Genomic DNA, 20,112 nt, shown 5'->3' on the forward strand with positions numbered 1-20,112 from the left:
TGGACGTGGAATTGCCGGGATCAGCCGGTCGCGCTCACCAGATTTCCGACGCGCCTCCTGCGGCTGCGGAGGGATTTGCACTTCGGGTCTTTCCTCGTGCATGCCGTCCTTCGGAGCATCGAACCGATCGACCGCTCTGCCTCTTTACGGAGATCGACCCCGTGACAGCCAGCCCTTCCCGCGCGCCCGACCACGACATCGATTCGCTGTTCATCGAGCGCTGGTCGCCGCGCGCCTTCACCGGCGAGGCGGTGCCCGAGGCCGAACTGATGCGGATGTTCGAGGCGGCGCGCTGGGCGCCCTCATCGTACAACTCGCAGCCATGGCGGTTCCTCTATGCCTTGCGGGACACGGCCCATTGGGACGTCTTCTTCGACCTCTTGGTGCCCGGCAATCAGAAATGGGTGAAGGATACCGGCGCCATCGTGTTCCTTGTGTCCAATTCGATGATGAAGGCCGGTGACGAGCTCAAGCCCTCATGGAGCCATTCCCTCGATGCCGGCGCGGCCTCGGCGAATTTCCAGCTCCAGGCCATCCGCCAGGGCTGGCACGCCCACGGCATGGGCGGGTTCGACCGCGAGCGGGCGATCAGCGTACTCAACGTACCCTTGAACCACCGTGTCGAGGCCGCCTACGCCGTCGGGCGCGCGGTGCCGCGGGCCGAGCTCACACCGGAACAACTGCCGAAGGAGACGCCGAACGGCCGGCGGCCGATCACCGATTTCGCCTTCGCCGGCGGCTTCAAATCCCCGGCAGCGTGAGCCTTCGGCGTTGCTCGACCTCGTCCAAGCCGACGGCACCCTGAATTCCGGATTCGAATGGAAGATCCCGGAGCGCTACAACATCGCCGCCGATATCTGCGACCGCTGGGCCGTGACCCAACCCGGCCGCACCGCCATCCTCGAAGTGGCGGCGGACGGGAGCGTCGCGCCGGTGGATTTCGGAACCCTCAAGCGGAATTCCGACCGACTCGCTGCGGCCTTGCGCAGGCTCGGCATCGCTCCGGGCGACCGTATCGGCGTGCTGCTGCCGCAATCGGCCGCGGTCGTCGTTGCCCATGCGGCCGCCTACAAGCTCGGTGCGATCGCGCTGCCCCTCGCCGGCCTGTTTGGGCCCGAGGCCTTGCAGTACCGGCTTGGCGATGCCGGGGCGCGGGCCCTCATCACCGATGAGCCCGGTCTCGCCAAGGTCGCGGCGCTGCGCGACGCGCTCCCGGACCTGACCTGTCTCGTCTCCACCGACGGGGCGGGCGATGGCGCCCTGGCTTGGTGCGACCTGATCGCCGCCGAGCCCGATGGTTTCGTGGCCGCGGACACCGCCGCCGACGATCCGGCCCTGATGATCTACACCTCCGGCACGACCGGCCCCCCGAAGGGCGCGCTTCATGCCCATCGGGTCCTGCTCGGCCACCTGCCGGGCTGGTCGATGATGCACGATTTTCCTCCGACGGACGGGAGCCTGATGTGGACGCCGTCCGATTGGGCTTGGGCCGGCGGCCTCCTCAACGTGCTGATGCCGAGCCTGCAACATGGCGTGCCCGTGGTGGCCCGCTCCACGGCACGGTTCGAGCCGGAAGGCGCGTTCAAGCTCATCGCCGATCTCGGCATCACCAACGTGTTCCTTCCGCCGACCGCCCTCAGGATGCTGCGCGCCGTGCCCGATCCGCGCGGCCGCTTCGACCTGTCGGGATTGCGCAACATCGCCTCGGCTGGCGAGGCCCTCGGCCCGGAGACCTTCGCGTGGGCGCGGGACCAACTCGGCCTCACCATCGGCGAGGCCTACGGCCAGACCGAGTGCAACCTCGTCCTCGCCTCCTGCCGCGCCGCCGGGATCGCGCGGCCTGGTTCGACCGGGCGACCGGTGCCCGGCCATCGCGTGGCGATCCTGCGGGCGGATGGCAGCGAGGCGGATGTCGACGAGACGGGTGAGATCTGCGTCGCACGGCCCGACCCGGTGATGTTCTTGGCATATTGGAACCAGCCGGTGGCGACGGACGCCAAGTTCCGCGGCGAGTGGATGCTCACCGGTGACACCGCCCGGCGCGACGCAGACGGCTACGTCCATTTCGTCGGGCGCGAGGACGACCTCATCACCTCGGCGGCCTACCGCATCGGCCCCACCGAGATCGAGGATTGCCTGCTTCGCCATCCCTCCGTGGCGCTCGCCGCGGCGGTGGGGAAGCCCGATCCCCTGCGCACCGAGATCGTGAAGGCCTTCGTGGTCCTGCGCGAAGGGTTCTCGGCCTCCGACGCCCTGGCCGCCGAGATCCAGGCCTTCGTGCGCGAGCGGCTCTCGGCGCATGAATACCCGCGGGAAATCGCGTTCCGGGACAGCCTTCCGATGACGACGACGGGCAAGATCATCCGGCGTCGACTCAGGGACGAGGCGGGCTGACGCCGTCCCTCCGCTCCTGCCGGCGTCGTACCCACTGCCAGAACGGGTCGTCGCTCGTCGTTGCGAAACTATCGGGCGGGGCCGGTACGATCTGCGAAATCGTCTTGGGGATCGTGACGCCGTAGGTGCTCGTCAGCCACTCGCGGAAGGGCGGATTGTCGACCTCCATGGCGTAGTCGGGTTCATCGACCGGCGGTGTGTGAGGGTCTGCGAGACCGGAGCCGAGTTCGTTGTGGCCGATGGCGAGCAGCCGCAGGAAGTCGAGCGGTTCGTTCCCCAGAACGCATAGGCCGTCGCCTTCGGAGCCGAGATGCACGATGCGTTGGCGCCCCTCGTCGTCGAGCCAGAACGCGGCGTAGGAACCGTCCGCACCCGTTCTGGCGAAGGGTACGACGCGAGTGGCCGCATTGGCGTCTCCGAACCAAGCCACCGCATAGGCTCGGGCCTCCTCCTCGCTCTCGACCCTGAACAGGACGACCGCGCCGCGATAGGGTTCCTCCAGAGGTTGGAGTGTTCCGAATCGTTCGCCCGGCACGCGTCGACTCTCGTGGAGGAGCCCTCGCTCCTCGATCCAGTCGAACAGGGCGGCGATCTCCTGCGGCAGAGTGAATCCGCGCGGCAGGCGTGCGCGCATCTCTTCGGTGAACTGACCCATCGTCGTCTCCCTCTCATCTCCCCGAGACCGCCGACGCCCGTCCGGCCAGCCTCAAAATTCGCATAAAGACATCTTTATGTCTTGATTGCTTCCTATCCGATCGCCTGCTACAGGCTCAGGCCGAGACGCAACGAGAGACGGAGCACGCAACGCAATGGCCCAGGATTACATCGTCAAGGACATCAGCCTCGCCGAGTACGGCCGCAAGGAGATCTCGATCGCCGAGACCGAGATGCCGGGTCTGATGGCCACGCGCGAGGAATACGGCCCGTCGCAGCCCCTCAAGGGTGCCAAGATCGCCGGCTCGCTGCACATGACGATCCAGACCGCGGTGCTGATCGAGACCCTGAAGGCTCTCGGCGCCGACATCCGCTGGGTCTCCTGCAACATCTACTCGACCCAGGACCACGCTGCCGCCGCCATCGCGGCTGCCGGCATCCCCGTCTTCGCCATCAAGGGCGAGACGCTGGAGGAGTACTGGGACTACACCTCGAAGCTGTTCGACTGGCACGACGGCGGCATGCCGAACATGATCCTCGACGATGGCGGCGACGCCACGATGTTCGTCCATTTGGGCCTGCGCGCCGAGAACGGCGACACCGCCTTCCTCGACAAGCCGGAATCGGAGGAGGAGGAGGTCTTCTTCGCGCTTCTCAAGAAGAAGCTCGCCGACAAGCCGAAGGGCTGGTTCGCCGGTCTCGCCGACTCGATCAAGGGCGTCTCGGAAGAGACCACCACCGGCGTTCACCGACTCTACAACCTCGCCAAGGAGGGCAAGCTGCTCTTCCCGGCGATCAACGTGAACGACGCCGTCACCAAGTCGAAGTTCGACAACCTCTACGGTTGCAAGGAGTCGCTGGTCGACGGTATCCGCCGCGGCACCGACGTGATGATGGCCGGCAAGGTCGCCATGGTCGCCGGCTTCGGCGACGTCGGCAAGGGCTCGGCCGCTTCGCTCCGCAATGCCGGCTGCCGCGTTCTGATCTCGGAAATCGACCCGATCTGCGCCCTCCAGGCCGCCATGGAAGGCTACGAGGTCGTGACGATGGAGGACGCGGCACCGCGCGCCGACATCTTCGTCACCGCCACCGGCAACAAGGACATCATCACGATCGATCACATGCGGGCCATGAAGGACCGTGCGATCGTCTGCAACATCGGTCACTTCGACAACGAGATTCAGGTCGTCGGCCTGAAGAACATGAAGTGGTCCAACATCAAGCCGCAGGTGGACGAGATCACCTTCCCGGACGGCCACCGCATCATCCTCCTCTCGGAGGGGCGCCTGGTGAATCTCGGCAACGCCACCGGCCACCCATCCTTCGTGATGTCGGCCTCCTTCACCAACCAGACCCTGGCCCAGATCGAACTCTGGACCAATCCGGGCAAGTACGAGCGTCAGGTCTACACGCTGCCGAAGGCCCTCGACGAGAAGGTGGCCATGCTCCACCTCGAGAAGATCGGCGTGAAGCTCTCCAAGCTCCGCCCCGACCAGGCTGCCTATATCGGCGTCTCGGAGACCGGCCCGTTCAAGCCGGATCACTACCGCTACTGACCGGTCGCGGCAGCGCCCCCACAACGAAGAAGGCCCGGCGTCACCGCCGGGCCTTCTTGCATTGCAGGCCGTGAGCCTTGGTCTCAGGCCACTCGGATCGTGCCGAGGAAGCGAGTGACCTCAGAACTGAGGCACTCGGACTGACCCGAGAGCGCCGTGGCCAGCGTCAGGACCTCGCTGGCTGAACCGCCAGTCTCCTTTGCGGAGCCGGCCACGCCCGCGATGTTGCCGGTGGCCTTGCCGGTGCCGGCTGCCGCCTGGGCGACATTTCGGGCGATCTCCTGAGTGGCGGCTCCCTGCTCTTCCACGGCCGCGGCGATCGACGAGGCAAGATCGCTGAGCTGGTTGATTCGCCCGGTGATGGTGCCGATGGCTTCGACGGCGTGGCTCGTCGAACGCTGGATGCGGTTGATCTGGGTCGTGATCTCGTCCGTGGCGCGCGCGGTACGGGTCGCCAGTTCCTTGACCTCGGCTGCGACGACCGCGAAGCCGCGTCCCGCCTCGCCGGCGCGGGCCGCTTCGATCGTCACGTTCAGCGCCAGAAGGTTCGTCTGTCCGGCGATCGCCGAAATCACTCCGATGACGTCGCTGATCCGAAAGGGGCCTGGCTCAGATCCTGGACCAGCGAGGCGGCCTCGGTAGCTTCGGACACCGCTGTCCGGGCAAGCCGCGACGATCCGGAGACCTGCCGGGCGATCTCCTGAATCGACGAGCCGAGCTCCTCGGCCGCCGATGCGACGGTGGCAACGTTGACGGAGGCTTCGTCGGCGGCCACGGCTGCGCCGTCTCGTCGGCGGTCGCGGTCAGACGTTGCGCCGAGTGGCGCAGGTTTCCAGCAGCCGATGGGACGGTGCCGAGCGCTCTGCCCACAGCCTGCTCGACGCTGTTCGCCATCTGGTGCATCGCAGCCTTGCGTTGGTCTTCCACATCGAGACGCCCCGCCGTGGCGGCCTCGATGGCCCAGGACCCGAGTAGACTCTCCTTGAAACGGGCGAGAGCATCGACGATGGCACGGATCTCGTCGCGACCATCGGCCTTCAGGAGCGATCCGTCGAGATTGCCCTCCGCCATCCCGCGTATCCGGGTGAGGACGGAATTGAGCCGTTTGATCGGGGCGATGCTCAGAATGCTGGGACAACTCCGACGAGCATGGCCATGGCGCAAAATCCGAGCATGAGCATAATGCTGGTCTCCTCGGGCAAGGCTCCATTGCGGGCAAGCATCGCATCGAGCTTAACCGCCGAGGCCTCGTCTTGTTGGGCCAGCACCGCGATATCTCTGACGTTGTCCTGCAGGTTGTTGGGGTCGTCCATCAGGACAACGTCGGGCAGGCTAGTCGCGCGGACACGCACGCTTCCGCGGAAGTTGATGGTGTAGCGTTGTTTGATGCTGTTGACGTCGCTGACAGTTGTCAATCCAAGATCAATCGAACTGATCTGGATAATGACTGATTCGGTGAGGGTGATCATCAGGATGGTGATGCGGTAGAAGCTTGCGACAACACGCCCGCCAATTCCGTAAGCGATTATCATCGTATAGTAATTCTAAAAACTGATTTGGGAAAAACATAAATAATATGTGTCTGAAAATTTATTATTTTTTGATAATCGATTTTTCTCCATTGATTGGAGTGGCGGTACCCTAACGGGCAATCCTGCGTGCCGGCGCTAGCGCCAGGCGGTTGGCACGGCGTCGAGAGCGGTTGTGTCTTTTCGGAATCACCTCGCGGCGGACGGCTCCGAAAATGCAAAGTTAAGCTTAATCCACTTCCGGGAGAATTCCGGCTCGCGCTAGTGTCGGCTGATTCATCGGTCACGGTGAGTCGCCAGCCCGCGTGCGGGAAGGCGCTGGAGCGGCGTGGCGGCGTCTCATCGGCGGGTCCTGAGGGCGGTAGAAACAATGCGGGTCGGTGCAGCGGCGCAGCCTACGGTGTGCGCCGGGGTTCTTCTCGTCGGTGTGGCCGGCGCACCGGTTCCGGCCTTGGCCGTGAACCTCGGGGCGACCTTGGCCGCCGACGTCGTCCAGCACACGCACAACGCCGCTGGCCTCGCGATCCTGATCGGGCTCACGGTGTTCGCGACGATTCTGTCTCTCCTGCATCTGCGGGAACGCTCGCGCTGGGCCAAGCGTGAGGGCGGCCTCGCGGCCGAAGTGGCGCGGCTTCGTGGAGCACACGATCTCGCCGAGCTCCTGCTGAATGCCGAGCGCCAAGTCGTGGTGACATGGGCCGGCCGCGGCGATCCGACGATCGAGGGCGACATGACGCTCGCCCTCATGACGGACAGCCCTTCCGGCGGCGATCCCACCCGAGTCTTCGACTTTTCGAGATGGCTGGTCGCGTCCGACGCTGTCCTGCTCGATGATGCTGTGCGTAGCCTGCGCGAGAGGGGAACCGGCTTCCGGATGGCGCTGCGCGGGCAGGACGGTCGCTACTTCGAGGCCCAAGGCCAAGCCCTTGCTGGACGGGCCCTGTTGCGCCTGCGCGAGACCAGCGAGGAGCGACGCCAGCTCAACGAGTTGCGTCACAAGCTCGACGAGGCGAAGCGCGGCCTTGCCGCCCTGTCGGGCCTCCTCGACGCCATTCCGCAGCTCGTCTGGCAGCGCGACAAGGACGGGTCCCTGGCCTGGGTCAATTCCGCCTACGTCCAGGCGGTCGAGGCGCCGAGCCGCGAGACCGCCGTGGTCGATGGCATCGAGCTCCTCGATCGTCACGCGCGCGATGCGATCGCCCGGCAGGACGGAACGCGATCGCCCAGCGGTCGGGCGGCGATGCGCCTCTCCGCCGTCGTCGCCGGCGGCCGGCGCATTCTCGACGTCACCGAGTCCGTCGTCGAGGGCGGCCGCGTCGGCATTGCCGTCGACGTCTCCGAACTGGAGAGCGTGCGCGCCGACCTTCAGCGCCAGATGGATGCCAATGTCCGCACCCTCGACCAGTTGCCCACCGCGGTGGCGATGTTCGACGCGCGCCAGCGCCTGATCTTCCATAATGCCGCCTACCGCCAGCTCTGGAGCCTCGACCACGCCTTTCTGGAGAACCGCCCCCTCGACGGCGAGATCCTCGACCATCTCCGGTCGATGCGAAAGCTGCCCGAACAGGCCGATTTCCGGTCATGGAAGGCGGACGTGCTCGCCGCCTACCGGGCGGCGGAGGCGAACGAGACCTGGTGGTACTTGCCCGACGGGCGTTCGCTGCGCGTCATCGCCGACCCGAACCCTCAGGGCGGCCTGACCTACCTGTTCGATGATGTTTCCGAGAGCGTGAAGCTCGAATCCCGCTACAACGCCCTCATGAGGGTCCAGGCGGAGACCCTCGACACCCTGAAGGAACCTGTCGCGGTGTTCGGCGCCGACGGGCGCCTGACCTTCGCCAACCGCGCCTTCGCCACGGCCTGGCGCCTCGATGCGAAGATGCTGCTTGAACGGCCGCGGATCGACGCAGTGATCGAGGCCTGCCGCATCCTCTCGCCGGAGGAGGAGCCCTGGCTCGATATCCGCGCCGCCGTCACCGATCTCGAGACCCGAGCGGGGCTCACCTGCCGCCTCGAGATCATCGACGGCACCGTCCTCGACTGCGCGACGCAGCCCCTGCCCGAGGGCGCGACCCTTCTGACGCTCATCGACGTCACGGCGAGCGTCAACGTCGAGCGCGCCCTGACGGAGAAGAACGACGCCCTGGAGCGCGCCTCGCTCCTGCGCGACACCTTCGTCCATCACGTCTCCTATGAGCTGCGCTCGCCGCTGACCAACATCATCGGCTTTACCCAGCTTCTCGGCGACGAGACCGTCGGCGCCCTCAACGATCGCCAGCGCGAGTATTCCGACCACATCATGCGCTCGTCGGGCTCGCTTCTCGTGATGATCAACGACATCCTCGACCTCGCCTCGATCGATGCCGGTTCGCTCGAGCTGGCACGGGAGGTCGTGGATATCCGCGCCACCGTCGAGGCGGCCGCGCGAGGCCTCGACGATCGTTTCGCCGAATCGGCGATCGCCCTCGACCTGGCGGTCCCCGACGACATCGGCAGCTTCGTCGCCGACGGAAAGCGCGTCCGCCAGATCCTGTTCAACCTGCTCTCGAATGCCGTCGGCTTCTCCGCACCCGGCCAGACCGTCCGCGTCGAGGTCAGCCGTGGCGACAACGAATTGACCCTGGCGGTGATCGACCAGGGACGCGGCATGCCGGTCGAGGTGGCGGCCCGTGTCTTTGATCGTTTCGAAAGCCACACGTCCGGGACGCGCCACCGCGGCGTCGGCCTCGGCCTCTCGATCGTACGCTCCTTCGTGGAACTGCATGGCGGTCGCGTGGCACTGAAATCGGCGCCGGGCGAAGGCACTCGCGTCATCTGCACGTTCCCGATCGCCGATCCCATCCATCAGCGGGATGCCGCCGAGTAACAGCCTGCATCCTTCTTGCCTGATCGGAAGCGACGCGGGCGGGATTGGTTAACGATCCTTGGCTATCCGTGTATCTCGCGCGTTGCCGTGACGATGAACGTGGGCGGCCAGGGAGGTTCGGCGGTGAGTGACGACGGCCACGGTCCGGCTGCACCGGAGATGCCAGCGCCGGCGGCCTGGGAGATCATGCTTCCGGAAGAAGGTGCGACCGAGGATCTCGGCCGCTTCCTCGCCGACCTCCTGATGCCGGGCGACCTCGTCGCGCTGTCGGGCGGCCTCGGCGGCGGCAAGACTACCCTCGCCCGCGCCATCATTCGCGAACTCGTCGGCGAGCCCGAACTCGACGTGCCGAGCCCGACCTTCACCCTGGTTCAACCCTATGAGGTCAGGGGCGGGCGCACCATCGTTCACGCCGACCTGTATCGCCTGCGCAGCCCCGACGAACTGGTGGAACTCGGCTTCGACGAAATGACCGAGGATGCGATCACCCTTGTCGAGTGGCCGGAACGCTTGGGATCGCGCGACGGCCCGATCCTGTTCGTGGACCTTTCGCTGCGGCCGCAATTCGGTGACAACGCCCGCTTCGCCAGGATCGACGGGACGGGCGGCATGCGCGCTCGCCTCCAGCGTGCCCGCGCCCTGAAGGTGCTGATGGAACGCACCGGCTGGGAAGAGGCGACCCGGATCCCGATGCAGGGCGACGCCTCATCCCGCGCCTACGAGCGCCTGGTGAAGCCGGACGGCAGCAAGGGGGTGCTGATGATCGCGCCGGCGCGCCCTGACGGGCCACCGGTGCGCAACGGCAAGCCCTACAGCGCCATCGTCAAGCTTGCAGAGAGCGTCCACGCCTTCGTCGGCGTCGACCGGGGCTTGCGCGCCCTGGGCTTCTCGGCGCCGAAGATCTACGGCGAGGATCTCGCCAACGGCCTCCTCATCATCGAGGATCTTGGCTCGGAACCCGTCGTCGACGCCAATGGCCCGCGCCCCGAGCGCTATGCCGAGGCGACGCGGCTCCTCGCCAAGCTCCATGCGACGCAGCTCCCAGGCGTCCTGCCGGTGGCCGACGGCATCGATCATGTCCTGCCGCCCTACGACCTCGAAGCCCTGCTGTTCGAGACCGAGCTGCTGCCGGACTGGTATTGCCCGGCCATGCGTGGCGAGAGCTTGCCCGGTCCGGCCCGGTCCGAGTTCGTGGCCCTCTGGGCCGAAGTCCTGCGCAGTGTGGAGCCGGCACAGCCGACCTGGACCCTGCGCGACTACCATTCGCCGAACTTGATCTGGCTGCCGGCACGCGAGGGCCTCGAGCGCATCGGCGTCATCGACTTCCAGGACGCGGTGCTCGGCCATCCCGCCTACGACGTCGCCTCCCTCCTGCAGGACGCCCGCGTCGATGCCAGCCCGGACCTCGAATTGCGGCTGCTTGGCCTCTATGCCCGCGAGCGCCGCGCGCGCGATGCCGATTTCGACGTTGAGGACTTCGCCCGCGCCTACGCGATCCTGGCGGCGCAGCGCGCGACCAAGATCCTCGGCATCTTCGCCCGTCTTGACCGCCGCGACGGAAAGCCCGGCTATCTCGCTCATCTGCCGCGCATCGAGGGCTACCTTGCCCGCAACCTCGCCCATCCGGCCTTGACGCGGCTGCGCCTCTGGCACGAGGAGCACCTGCCGGGGCTGCTCGGCCCCCGCTGATTCGACACGGCAGGACTCTAATGTCGAACACCACGCCACCGGTCTCCTCGCCGGTCTCTTGCGCCTTCATCCTCGCGGCCGGCCTCGGCACGCGCATGCGCCCGATCACCGATAGGCTCCCGAAACCCCTGGTCGAGGTCGCGGGCCGGGCAATGATCGACCACGCCCTCGACCGGGCCGCCGAGGGCGGGATCACGCGGGCCGTGGTCAACGTCCATCACCTCGCAAGCCAGGTCGAAGCGCATCTGGCGCGCCGGACCGTTCCGCCGGCCGTGACGATCTCCGACGAGCGTGAGGCGCTGCTCGAAACCGGCGGCGGCATCAAGAAGGCGCTGCCGCTCATCGGACCCGATCCGTTCGTCGTCTTCAACTCGGATTCCTTCTGGCTGGAGGGCCCGCGCTCGAATCTCGCCCGTCAGATCTCGGCCTGGCGCCCCGATGCGATGGACGTCCTCCTCCTCGTCGCACCGGCCGCGACAAGCCTCGGCTACGAGGGTCGCGGCGATTTCGTGATGGATGCCGACGGCCGGCTCGAACGCCGGGGCGAGCGCGATGTCGCGCCCTTCATCTATGCCGGCGTCGCGGTGCTGAAGCCCGAGCTGTTCGCGCAGACGCCGGACGGGCCCTTCTCCCTCAACCTGCTCTTCGACCGCGCCGCCGAACGGCAGCGCCTGTTCGGACTGCGCCTCGACGGCCAATGGCTCCATGTCGGCACGCCGGAGGCGATCGCCGCCGCGGAGGAACGAGTGAGGGCGAGCGCGCGGGTGCCGTGAGGTGCGGCGCGCGGCCGCCGGCCGTCGCCGAAAAATTTAGGCTGCCTGGGGGCTTATGCAGCGCTTGGACCGGCCATTTGGCCATGCCGTTCTGCTGGTAAATCGTGGGCTGGGTCGCTATCTGCCATTGAAGCTGCTCGAACGCTCTACCATCGACTTCGCGCACGAATAGGGGTTCGCGCGCCCTGACATCAGAGGCGATCCGAGACCGTGCCCGCCTCCCACGTCTTCACCATTCCTCCCGGCGCACCGTTCCTGCCGAGCCTGGCCGATGCCCTGATCGAGGGCCGGCTCGTCGGCGACCTCGGCGGCGATCCGTTCGCGCTCGCGTCCGTTACCTTTTACCTGCCGACCCGGCGCTCGGCGCGGGCGCTCTCGGCCTGCCTCGCCGAGCGTCTCGGCGGTGCCGCGCTCCTGCCGCGAATGATCCCCCTCGGCGAGGCCGATGAGGCCGAGCTCGATCTCGCCACGAGCCCGCTTCTTGAGAACGCGCCCGACCTCCTCGCCCCGGCTATGCCGCCCCTGGAGCGGCGCCTGATCCTGGCGCGCCTCGTCCAGTCCTGGGCCGAAACCGTGGACCGCAGCCTGCTGCCGATCGACGACGAGGTGCCGTTCCTCGTGCCCTCGTCGCCGGCCGACGCCGTGGCTTTGGCCGACGACCTCGAACGGCTGATGGATGCTCTTACCGTCGAGGGGTTGCCCTGGGAGGCGATCGCCGGCGCGGTCGAGGCCGAATACTCGCGCTACTTCGGCCTGACCCTCGATTTCGTTCGGATCGCCGCCGAGAACTGGCCGGCGATCCTGGCCGGCCGCGGCCTCAGCGATCCTGTCGCGCGCTCGCGCCTGATGGTGCTGGCCGAGTCGGAGCGGCTCACGCGCGAGAAGCCGGACGATCCGGTGATCGTGGCCGGCTCCACCGGTTCGGTGCCGGCCACCGCCCGGCTCATCGCCGCCGTTGCCGGGCTGCCGCGCGGCGCCGTCGTGTTGCCGGGCCTCGACCACGACCTCGATGCCGAGGGCTGGGCGGCCATCGAGAGGGGGGAGGGGGCCGAGCGCACGATCGCGCACGGCCATCCCCAGGCCGTCCTGCACCGCCTCCTCGGGCATCGCTGCCTGAACCTCGACCGCCAGACCGTCGCCGCACTCGGGACATCCTCAGCCGAGGCGACGGCCCGGGCGGCGATGCTCTCCCAGGCCCTGCGCCCGGCCGAGACCACCGACGCCTGGGCGCAGCTCGACGCGTCCGACCGCGATTCCCTCGCGACGATGGGCATGACTGGAATCGCCGTCGTCGAGGCGGCCGACGAGCGCGAGGAGGCGCTCATCGCCGCCATCGCCCTGCGAGAGACCCTCGAAACTCCCGGCGCCACCGCCGCCCTCGTCACGCCCGACCGCAAGCTCGCCATCCGCGTTGCGGCCGAACTCGGCCGCTGGGGCGTGACGGCGGAGGATTCCGCCGGCGAGCCACTCTCGCGCAGCCAGGCAGGCCGCTTCGCGCGGCTCGTGGCCGAACTCGCGACCGACCTTCAGCCGGCGAAGATCATCGCGCTTCTCGCCCATCCGTTCGTGCGTCTGGGATCTCAGCGTGCCGATATCGTGCGCGCGGCGGCGGCACTCGAGATCGGCGCGCTGCGCGGTCCCGCACCCGCACCGGGCTTTTCGGGCATCGCCAAGGCCCTTGAGGACCAGCACACGGCAACCGGCCGCCGGCCCCGCCCGAAGCGCCGATTGACCGACCTCGACTGGAACCTCGCCGCCGGCCTCGTCGCCCGGCTTATCGAGGCCTTCGCCGATTTCCCCAGTCCGGACGAGCCGGAGCGCGGCAACCTCGTCGAGATGTCCGTGCGCCATCGCGCTGTCTGCGACCGGCTCCTCGCCGGACCCGAGGAGGAGATGCCGCAGGACGGCTCCCTCGACGTTCTCGACACCCTGTTCGACGATCTCGGCATGGCCGAGCCCGGCCTGATGCCGGGCGCCTTCACCGAGTATCCGGCCTTCTTCACTGCGCTCGCCGCCGAGCGGATCGTGGCCTGCGGCGGCCCTGCGCCGCATCCGCGCCTTCGCATCCTCGGGCTCCTCGAATCGCGTCTTCTGAGCGTCGACCGGGTCGTCGTCGCTGGCCTCGACGAGGGCGTCTGGCCGTCCCGGACGGTGACGGATTCCTTCCTCAACCGGCCGATGCGCGAGGAGGTCGGGCTCAATCCGCCCGAGCGGCGGATCGGCCAGAGCGCCCACGATTTCGTCCAGGCGCTCGGCTGCCGCGATGCCCTGATCACCCGCGCCGGCAAGCGCGAGAGTTCTCCGATGGTGCCCTCGCGCTTCCTTCAGCGCTTGCGCGCCTTCGTCGGCGAGGCGCATTGGGCTGCCGCGAAGGCGCATGGCGAGCGCTTCGTCTCCTATGCGGCGATTCTCGATACGGCCGCCGTGGCGGACCAACCGCGGGTGTCGCAGCCCAAGCCCCGGCCGGATCCTGCCCTGTTCCCGCGGTCCTTGAGCGTTACAGAGATCGAGACGCTGGTGCGCGATCCCTACGTCATCTTCGCCCGGCACGTGCTCGGCCTTGAACCGCTCGAGCCGGTGGCGGGAATGCCGGGCGCCGCCGAGCGCGGCACCCTCGTTCACGCCATCCTCGGTCAATTCGCTCAGGATTTCCCCGAGGCGATGCCGAAGGATGCCGCCGAGCGGCTCTATTCCCTTGCGCTCGATGCCTTCGGCCCCATCGCCGATACCTATCCCGAGCTCTACGCCGAATGGTGGCCGCGCTACGAGCGGATGGCGGCGCGTTTCCTCGGCTGGGAAACGGAGCGCCGTCCCGGCCTCCAGCGTATCCATCCGGAAGTCTCCGGTACCTGGACGATCCCGCTCGGCCGCGACAGCGTCACCCTGAGGGCGCGGGCCGACCGGATCGAACTCGGCCGCGACGGCGGCGCCTGCATCGTCGATTTCAAGACCGGGGTTCCGCCGAGCAACAGGGAGGTCTTCGCCGGCTTCTCACCGCAGCTCACCCTGGAAGCGGCGATGCTCAAGGCCGGATCCTTCACCGGCGTGTCCGCGCCCGCGACCACGCCGGACCTCCTCTACGTCCATGCCTCGGGCGGCCGCAAACCCTTCGAGCCGCTGCCGTTGAAGCCTCCCCGGGGCGATGCCCGCAGCATCGACGACATCGTCGAGGAGCATGCCGCACGCCTGCGCGGGCTCCTCGCCCGCTTCCTCTCGGGAGATGCAGCCTATTTCTCGCGGCCCTACCCGAAATACGCCAAATCCTACGGCGAGTACGACCATCTCGCCCGCGTGCTGGAATGGTCGCTCGCGGCCGAAGAGGAATAGGCGGCCCGTGAATCACGTCTTCATCGTCGACGACCTGACCCGCGAGGCCCAGCGCCGCGCCGCCGACCCGCGCGCCTCGGCCTGGGTCTCGGCCAATGCCGGAGCGGGCAAGACCAAGGTGCTCACCGACCGCGTCGTGCGGCTGCTCCTCGACGGCGCCCCGCCCTCCCGGGTGCTGTGCCTCACCTTCACCAAGGCGGCCGCCGCCAACATGTCGATCCGGGTGTTCCAGCGGCTCGGCCGCTGGGTGACGCTGGACGAAGCGGCGTTGTCCGAGGAACTCGCCGAGCTGATGGGGCAGCGCCCGCGCCGCGAGACCCTGCGGCTCGCCCGCCGCCTGTTCGCGCGCGCCGTTGAAACACCGGGCGGGCTCAAGATCGAGACCCTGCACGCCCTATGCGAGCGGCTCCTCCACCTGTTCCCGTTCGAGGCCAACGTGCCCGCCCGCTTCGTCGTCCTCGACGACGACCAGTCGCGCGAGGCCTTCGCCATCGAGACCGACAACGTGCTCGCCGACGCCATCGACGGCGCCTTTCCGCAACTCGCGCAGGCCCTCGCCGTCGTCGGCCCCGAGGCCTCGGGCGACGCCTTGCGCAAGGTGATCCGCCAGGCGATCCGCGCGCGCCACGTCCTCGGCGACCCGCGCGGGCTGGCGCCACAGTTCGCCGCCCTCTCGGTCAGCCTCGGCCTATCGCGCGGCGATACCGTGGAGGCCATCGAGACGCGGATGCTCGATGAAGGCCTCGACGACTGGACCGGACTCGCCGAACGGCTCCGCACCGGCAAGAGCACCGACGAGCAGCTCGCCGATACGCTGATCGAGGCGCACGAGGCGCGCGGCACGCCCGATGCGCTCGCCCTCTACCAATCGGTGTTCTTCACCGAGAAGGGTGCGCCCAAAGCCGATCGCAGCCTCGGCACCAAGGGCGTGCCCGGCGAGGTCAAGGCGCTGCTGCTGACCGAGCGCGACCGACTGACGGGTCTGCTCGACAGCCTTCGCGCGGCGCGAGCGCTGGAGAGGACCGAGAGCCTCTTCACCCTGGCCGCCGAGATCCATCGCCGGGTCGAGGCGCAGAAGGCGCGGCTCGGGGCGCTCGATTTCGACGACCTGATCCACAAGACCCTCGACCTGCTCTCGCGGGTCGGCTCGGCCTGGGTGCTGTACAAGCTCGACCGCGGCGTGGATCACGTCCTGATCGACGAGGCGCAGGACACCAATCCGCAGCAATGGGAGATCCTGCGCCGCGTGACCGCAGAATTCGCGGCGGGGGAAGGCGCGCGCGGTCCCTTCCGGACCCGGTTCGCCGTCGGCGACCCGAAGCAGTCGATCTACAGCTTCCAGGGCGCCGAGCCGCGTGCCTTCGAGCTGGTGCGGCGGGAATGGCGGGTCGCCTCGCAGACGGCGAGCCTCGCCTTCGAGGATGTCGAACTGCAGCTCTCGTTCCGCTCGACCCTCGGCATCCTCGGCGCCGTGGATGCGACCTTCGCGGTGGCAGATCACTATCAAGGCCTCGCCTTCGACGACGCTGGCCCCCCCGGCACCGTCCATACCAGCGCCCGCGGTGCGGCACCCGGCACGGTGGAGCTCTGGCCCGTGGCAGAGCCGGCCGACGAAGTCGAGCCCGATGCCTGGGCCGCGCCCGTCGATGCGCCGGAGACCCATGCCCCTGCCCTCGTCACCGCCCGACGCATCGCCCAGGCGGTGAAAGCCTGGACCACGTCCGGCGACGAATCCGGCCGGATCTGGCGACCGGGCGAAATCCTGGTCCTGGTCCGCAAGCGCTCGGCCGCCTTCGAGGAGGTGATCCGGTCGATGAAATCACTGGGCGTGCCTGTGGCGGGCCAGGACCGGCTCGACATCGCCGCCCATATCGCGGTCAACGATCTCGTTGCGGTGGGCCGTGCCGGGCTCCTGCCTGCCGACGACCTCACCCTGGCAAGTGCGCTGAAGACCCCACTCGTCGGCTTGGACGATGACGACCTCGTGCGCATCGCCGCCCGGCGCGACGCTTCCGAGACGCTGGAAGATGCTCTCGCACGCCATGAAGCGGCCGGTGACCCCGCCGCGATCCGGGGCGCAGCCGCCCTCAGGCTGTGGATCGATCTTGCGGCGGCGCATGGCCCGTTCGGGTTCTACGCTGCGATTCTCGGGCCTCATGGCGGGAGGCGGGCGCTGGTCTCCCGCCTTGGCGGGGAGGCCGGGGACGCCATCGACGTGTTTCTCTCCGCCGCGTCACAGGTCGAGCAGGGCAGCGACGCACCTTCGCTCGGCGGCTTCCTGGCGCGCTATCTCGCCAGGCCCGGACGCGGGGAGGGCGGCCACACGGTCAAGCGCGACCTCGAATCGGGACGCGACGAGGTCCGTGTCATGACTGTCCACGGCGCCAAGGGCCTGGAGGCGCCGCTGGTCGTCGTCATCGACGGCTGCGAGCCTCTGGGCCGCAATGATCCGCCGCTGCTGCACCTGCCCGAGGCAGGAGCGGCGCTTCCGCCGATCTGGTCGAGCAAGGGGCAAGATTGCGCGGTGACCAGCACTGCCCGCGCCCATCTGCAGGCGCGCGCCCGCGAAGAGCATAACCGCCTGCTCTACGTCGCGATGACGCGGGCTGCCGACAGGCTCGTGATCGCGCCCTATCGCGGCCGCGACGTGCCCTCGCCGGCTTCCTGGTGCGAGATGATCCGGATCGGCCTCGAACTCCGTTTCGGTGCCGGCGAAACGCATGAGGCGGCCCACGGCCCCGTCACGCTCTGGCGGCAGGGCGAGAGGGCTGAAGGGTCTTTGACCACGGAGCGCGCACGCCCCGACCGGGTTGAACTGCCGTCGTGGCTCGAGGCGACGGCCGCACCCGAGGCGGAAGTCGTTCCGCCCGTCAGTCCTTCCGGCGCGCTCAGTGCGGCCGACGGACAACGCGCGCCGGCCCGACGCCAGCCGGATTCCGGCGCGCGCCGACGCGGGCTTCTCATTCACGCCCTGCTGGAGCACCTGCCGCGCGTCGAGCCTGACCGTCGTCCGCAGGCGGCCTCGACCTTCGTGCAGGCGCGGGCACCGGCCCTCGACCCGCAGGCACGCGAGGCGATCGTCGCGGCCGTTTTGGCCCTCATCGACGAGCCCGATCTTGCGCCGCTCTTTGCCCGCGAGGCCCGTGCCGAGGTGACCTTGACCGGAAAGGTGACCGTCGGGGGACGGCCCCGCACCGTCTTCGGCCGCGTCGACCGTCTCTCGGTGACGGACGATGCCGTGCGATTCGCCGATTTCAAGACGGGCCGCCCGCCCATCGACGGCTCGGGGCCGCCGGATGCGGAATCGGCGCAGGTCGCCCTCTACGCGGCACTGCTGCGCCAGATCTATCCGGGGCGTCGCATCCTGCCGATGCTGGTCTGGACCTCCGGGCCGACCATCCGCCGCCTCGACGAGGCGGCGGTGGAGAGCATCCTCGATGCCTTAGCGAATCGGAATACCTGAACGTCAGGTACCGGAGCCGGGCGTCAGCTTCAGGATCTTGCCGTCGGGCCCATCCGTGAGGGCATAGACCGCGCCCTCCGGTCCGACCTTGACGTCGCGAATGCGCTCGTTGAGCGGAACCCGCTCCTCGGACACGACGGTATCGCCGTCGAGCTTCACCACGACGATCCCGCCGCTGACCAGTCCGCCGATGAGGAAGCTGTTCGACCAGGACGGGAACACGGTGCCCTGGTAGAGGGTCAGGCTGGATGGGGCGATGACCGGGTCCCAGTAATAGACCGGCTGAACCGTACCCGGTGCCTGGGTCTTGCCGCCGGCGATCTTACCCCCGTCATACTCGATGCCGTAGGTCGCCTCGGGCCAGCCGTAATTCAGGCCGGCGCGAGGCCGGTTGAGCTCGTCGCCGCCGCGCGGACCATGTTCGATCGTCCAGACGCGCCCGTCGGGATCAAGCGCGATCCCCTGTACGTTGCGGTGGCCGTAGGACCAGATCTCTGGCTTGGACTTGTCGCTGCCGGCGAAGGGGTTGTCCTTCGGCACGCCGCCATCGGGTTCGATCCGGAAGACCTTTCCGAGCCCGCTGGCGAGATCCTGGGCCTGTACGCGAGGCGTCTTGTCCGAGCGTTCGCCCACCGTGACGAACAGCTTGCCATCGGCGGCGAAGATCAGTCGTGAGCCGTAATGCTTGTCGCCGTCATAGGCGGGCGTCTGCCGAAAGACGATCTTCACGTCGTCGAGCTTGCCTGCGCCGTTCTCCTCGACGAGCTTCGCCCGCGCCACCGTGGTGCCATTGCCCTTCTCGCGGGGTTCCGAATAGCTCAGGTAGATCAGCCGGTCCGACGCGAAGCTCGGGCTCAGGGCCACGTCGAGGAGACCGCCCTGACCCTTGGGATCGACCTTCGGCACGCCCGTGATCGGCTTGCCGAGCGTTCCGTCCTTGGACGCGATTCGTAACGTCCCTGCCTTCTCGGTCACGATCATCCGGCCGTCGGGGAGGAACTCGAAGGCCCAGCCGCTGGCGAGTCCTTGCACGGCGGTGGCGGTCGAGACCTTTGTTGCCGTCGTCGGCTTCGGCGCGCGGGTCTGTCCCGGCAGCACCGGGTTGTAGCTCGTGTTCGGGCTCTCGGTCTCCGCGCTGGCTGGCGCCTGGGCATGGGAACCGCTGACGGATGCCACGACGGCCGCGGTGGCGAGCAGGATGGGGGCGAGATGCTTCACGTCGGGGGTATCCTCCTGTGGCCGAGATGGCCGATGGCGCCCCGTCCTCGCTTTCGGGCAGGCTCACGGGCGGCGTTGCGCAGGAACATGGGGCGGAGAGGGCCGCTCTGCGACCCCTGACCGGCCGGATGCCGTGCGTCCCGTCACCGCGACTCAGAGGATGCATGGACCATTGCCTTGACCGCGTAGCGTCCCGTCGCCAAGTTCGCCTCAGTCGCGGTGGCCAAAAAGATGAGGGCCTCTCGCGAAACGTGAAAGGAAGACGTGATGGCGACGGTGAAGGTGACCGACGCGAGCTTCGAGCAGGATGTGTTGAAGTCCGCCGAGCCCGTAGTCGTGGATTTTTGGGCCGAATGGTGCGGCCCATGCCGTCAGATCGGTCCGGCCCTCGAGGAGATCTCCGCCGACCTGCAGGGACGTGTGAAGATCGCGAAGGTCAATGTCGACGAGAACCCCGGAATTGCGGCGCAATATGGAATCCGATCGATTCCGACGCTGCTGATCTTCAAGAACGGCGAGCTCGCCAGTCAGAAGGTCGGGGCTGCGCCGAAGGGCGATCTTTCGCGCTGGATCCAGGCTAGCGCCTGATCGAGACGCCGACCCCGAACTCTGGAAGGCCCGGCCGATGGCCGGGTCTTTTTTG

14 protein-coding genes are annotated in these 20,112 nt (G+C 68.1%); 9 read left to right on the top strand and 5 right to left on the bottom strand.

Annotation, left to right across the window (positions count from 1 at the left end; all coding sequences use genetic code 11):
- Positions 1-161 precede the first annotated feature (161 nt).
- Together K2Y56_RS12720 and K2Y56_RS12725 are read left to right on the top strand one after the other, a co-directional pair.
- On the top strand, positions 162-761 hold the full coding sequence (locus K2Y56_RS12720; protein ID WP_292507757.1) for a nitroreductase family protein: 600 nt from the start codon (positions 162-164) through the stop codon (positions 759-761).
- 10 nt (positions 762-771) lie between these two features.
- A complete protein-coding gene (locus K2Y56_RS12725; protein ID WP_292507759.1) occupies positions 772-2,394 on the top strand; it encodes an AMP-binding protein in 1,623 nt (540 codons plus the stop codon).
- Here K2Y56_RS12725 and K2Y56_RS12730 read toward each other — a convergent pair.
- A complete protein-coding gene (locus K2Y56_RS12730) occupies positions 2,375-3,049 on the bottom strand; it encodes a hypothetical protein (protein ID WP_292507761.1) in 675 nt (224 codons plus the stop codon). The genes K2Y56_RS12725 and K2Y56_RS12730 overlap by 20 nt on opposite strands.
- Positions 3,050-3,203: 154 nt before the next feature.
- On the opposite strand from K2Y56_RS12730, the gene ahcY reads away from it, so the two are divergent.
- Complete coding sequence (gene ahcY / locus K2Y56_RS12735; RefSeq protein WP_292507763.1) at positions 3,204-4,604, top strand: adenosylhomocysteinase; 1,401 nt, start codon at positions 3,204-3,206, stop codon at positions 4,602-4,604.
- An 83-nt stretch (positions 4,605-4,687) separates the two neighbouring features.
- On the opposite strand, the gene K2Y56_RS26475 is transcribed toward ahcY, so the two are convergent.
- From K2Y56_RS26475 to K2Y56_RS12745, 3 genes are all read right to left on the bottom strand, one after another.
- The gene (locus K2Y56_RS26475; RefSeq protein ID WP_366848727.1) at positions 4,688-5,179 is read right to left on the bottom strand and encodes a methyl-accepting chemotaxis protein; all 492 of its coding nucleotides are present in this window, start codon (positions 5,177-5,179) and stop codon (positions 4,688-4,690) included.
- Complete coding sequence (locus K2Y56_RS26480) at positions 5,176-5,379, bottom strand: hypothetical protein (protein ID WP_366848729.1); 204 nt, start codon at positions 5,377-5,379, stop codon at positions 5,176-5,178. The genes K2Y56_RS26475 and K2Y56_RS26480 overlap by 4 nt, the downstream gene beginning before the upstream one ends.
- Positions 5,380-5,725: 346 nt before the next feature.
- A complete protein-coding gene (locus K2Y56_RS12745) occupies positions 5,726-6,136 on the bottom strand; it encodes a hypothetical protein (RefSeq protein ID WP_292507765.1) in 411 nt (136 codons plus the stop codon).
- A gap of 367 nt (positions 6,137-6,503) precedes the next feature.
- Here K2Y56_RS12745 and K2Y56_RS12750 point away from each other — a divergent pair, with 367 nt between their 5' ends.
- The 5 genes from K2Y56_RS12750 (at position 6,504) to addA (ending at position 18,251) form a co-directional block, all read left to right on the top strand.
- Entirely contained in the window at positions 6,504-8,999 is a 2,496-nt protein-coding gene (locus K2Y56_RS12750; protein ID WP_292507767.1) for a PAS domain-containing sensor histidine kinase, read from the top strand.
- Between the two features lie 159 nt (positions 9,000-9,158).
- Positions 9,159-10,688, top strand: a complete 1,530-nt coding sequence (gene tsaE, locus K2Y56_RS12755; protein ID WP_292507797.1) for a tRNA (adenosine(37)-N6)-threonylcarbamoyltransferase complex ATPase subunit type 1 TsaE — start codon at positions 9,159-9,161, stop codon at positions 10,686-10,688.
- A 20-nt stretch (positions 10,689-10,708) separates the two neighbouring features.
- Positions 10,709-11,461, top strand: coding sequence for a nucleotidyltransferase family protein (locus K2Y56_RS12760; RefSeq protein ID WP_292507768.1), 753 nt, complete (start codon positions 10,709-10,711; stop codon positions 11,459-11,461).
- Between the two features lie 210 nt (positions 11,462-11,671).
- Entirely contained in the window at positions 11,672-14,788 is a 3,117-nt protein-coding gene (gene addB / locus K2Y56_RS12765; RefSeq protein WP_292507770.1) for a double-strand break repair protein AddB, read from the top strand.
- Between the two features lie 7 nt (positions 14,789-14,795).
- Positions 14,796-18,251 (top strand): double-strand break repair helicase AddA, encoded by a 3,456-nt coding sequence (gene addA / locus K2Y56_RS12770; protein ID WP_292507773.1) that lies wholly within the window; start codon positions 14,796-14,798, stop codon positions 18,249-18,251.
- A 3-nt stretch (positions 18,252-18,254) separates the two neighbouring features.
- Here the strand turns inward: addA and K2Y56_RS12775 are convergent, their stop codons facing one another.
- Positions 18,255-19,427, bottom strand: a complete 1,173-nt coding sequence (locus K2Y56_RS12775) for a PQQ-dependent sugar dehydrogenase (RefSeq protein WP_292507799.1) — start codon at positions 19,425-19,427, stop codon at positions 18,255-18,257.
- Between the two features lie 309 nt (positions 19,428-19,736).
- Between K2Y56_RS12775 and trxA the strand changes: the two genes are divergently transcribed.
- A complete protein-coding gene (gene trxA / locus K2Y56_RS12780) occupies positions 19,737-20,057 on the top strand; it encodes a thioredoxin (protein ID WP_292507775.1) in 321 nt (106 codons plus the stop codon).
- Positions 20,058-20,112: the final 55 nt, after the last annotated feature.

Source organism: Methylobacterium sp. (genome assembly GCF_019745455.1).
Taxonomy (GTDB): Bacteria; Pseudomonadota; Alphaproteobacteria; order Rhizobiales; family Beijerinckiaceae; genus Methylobacterium.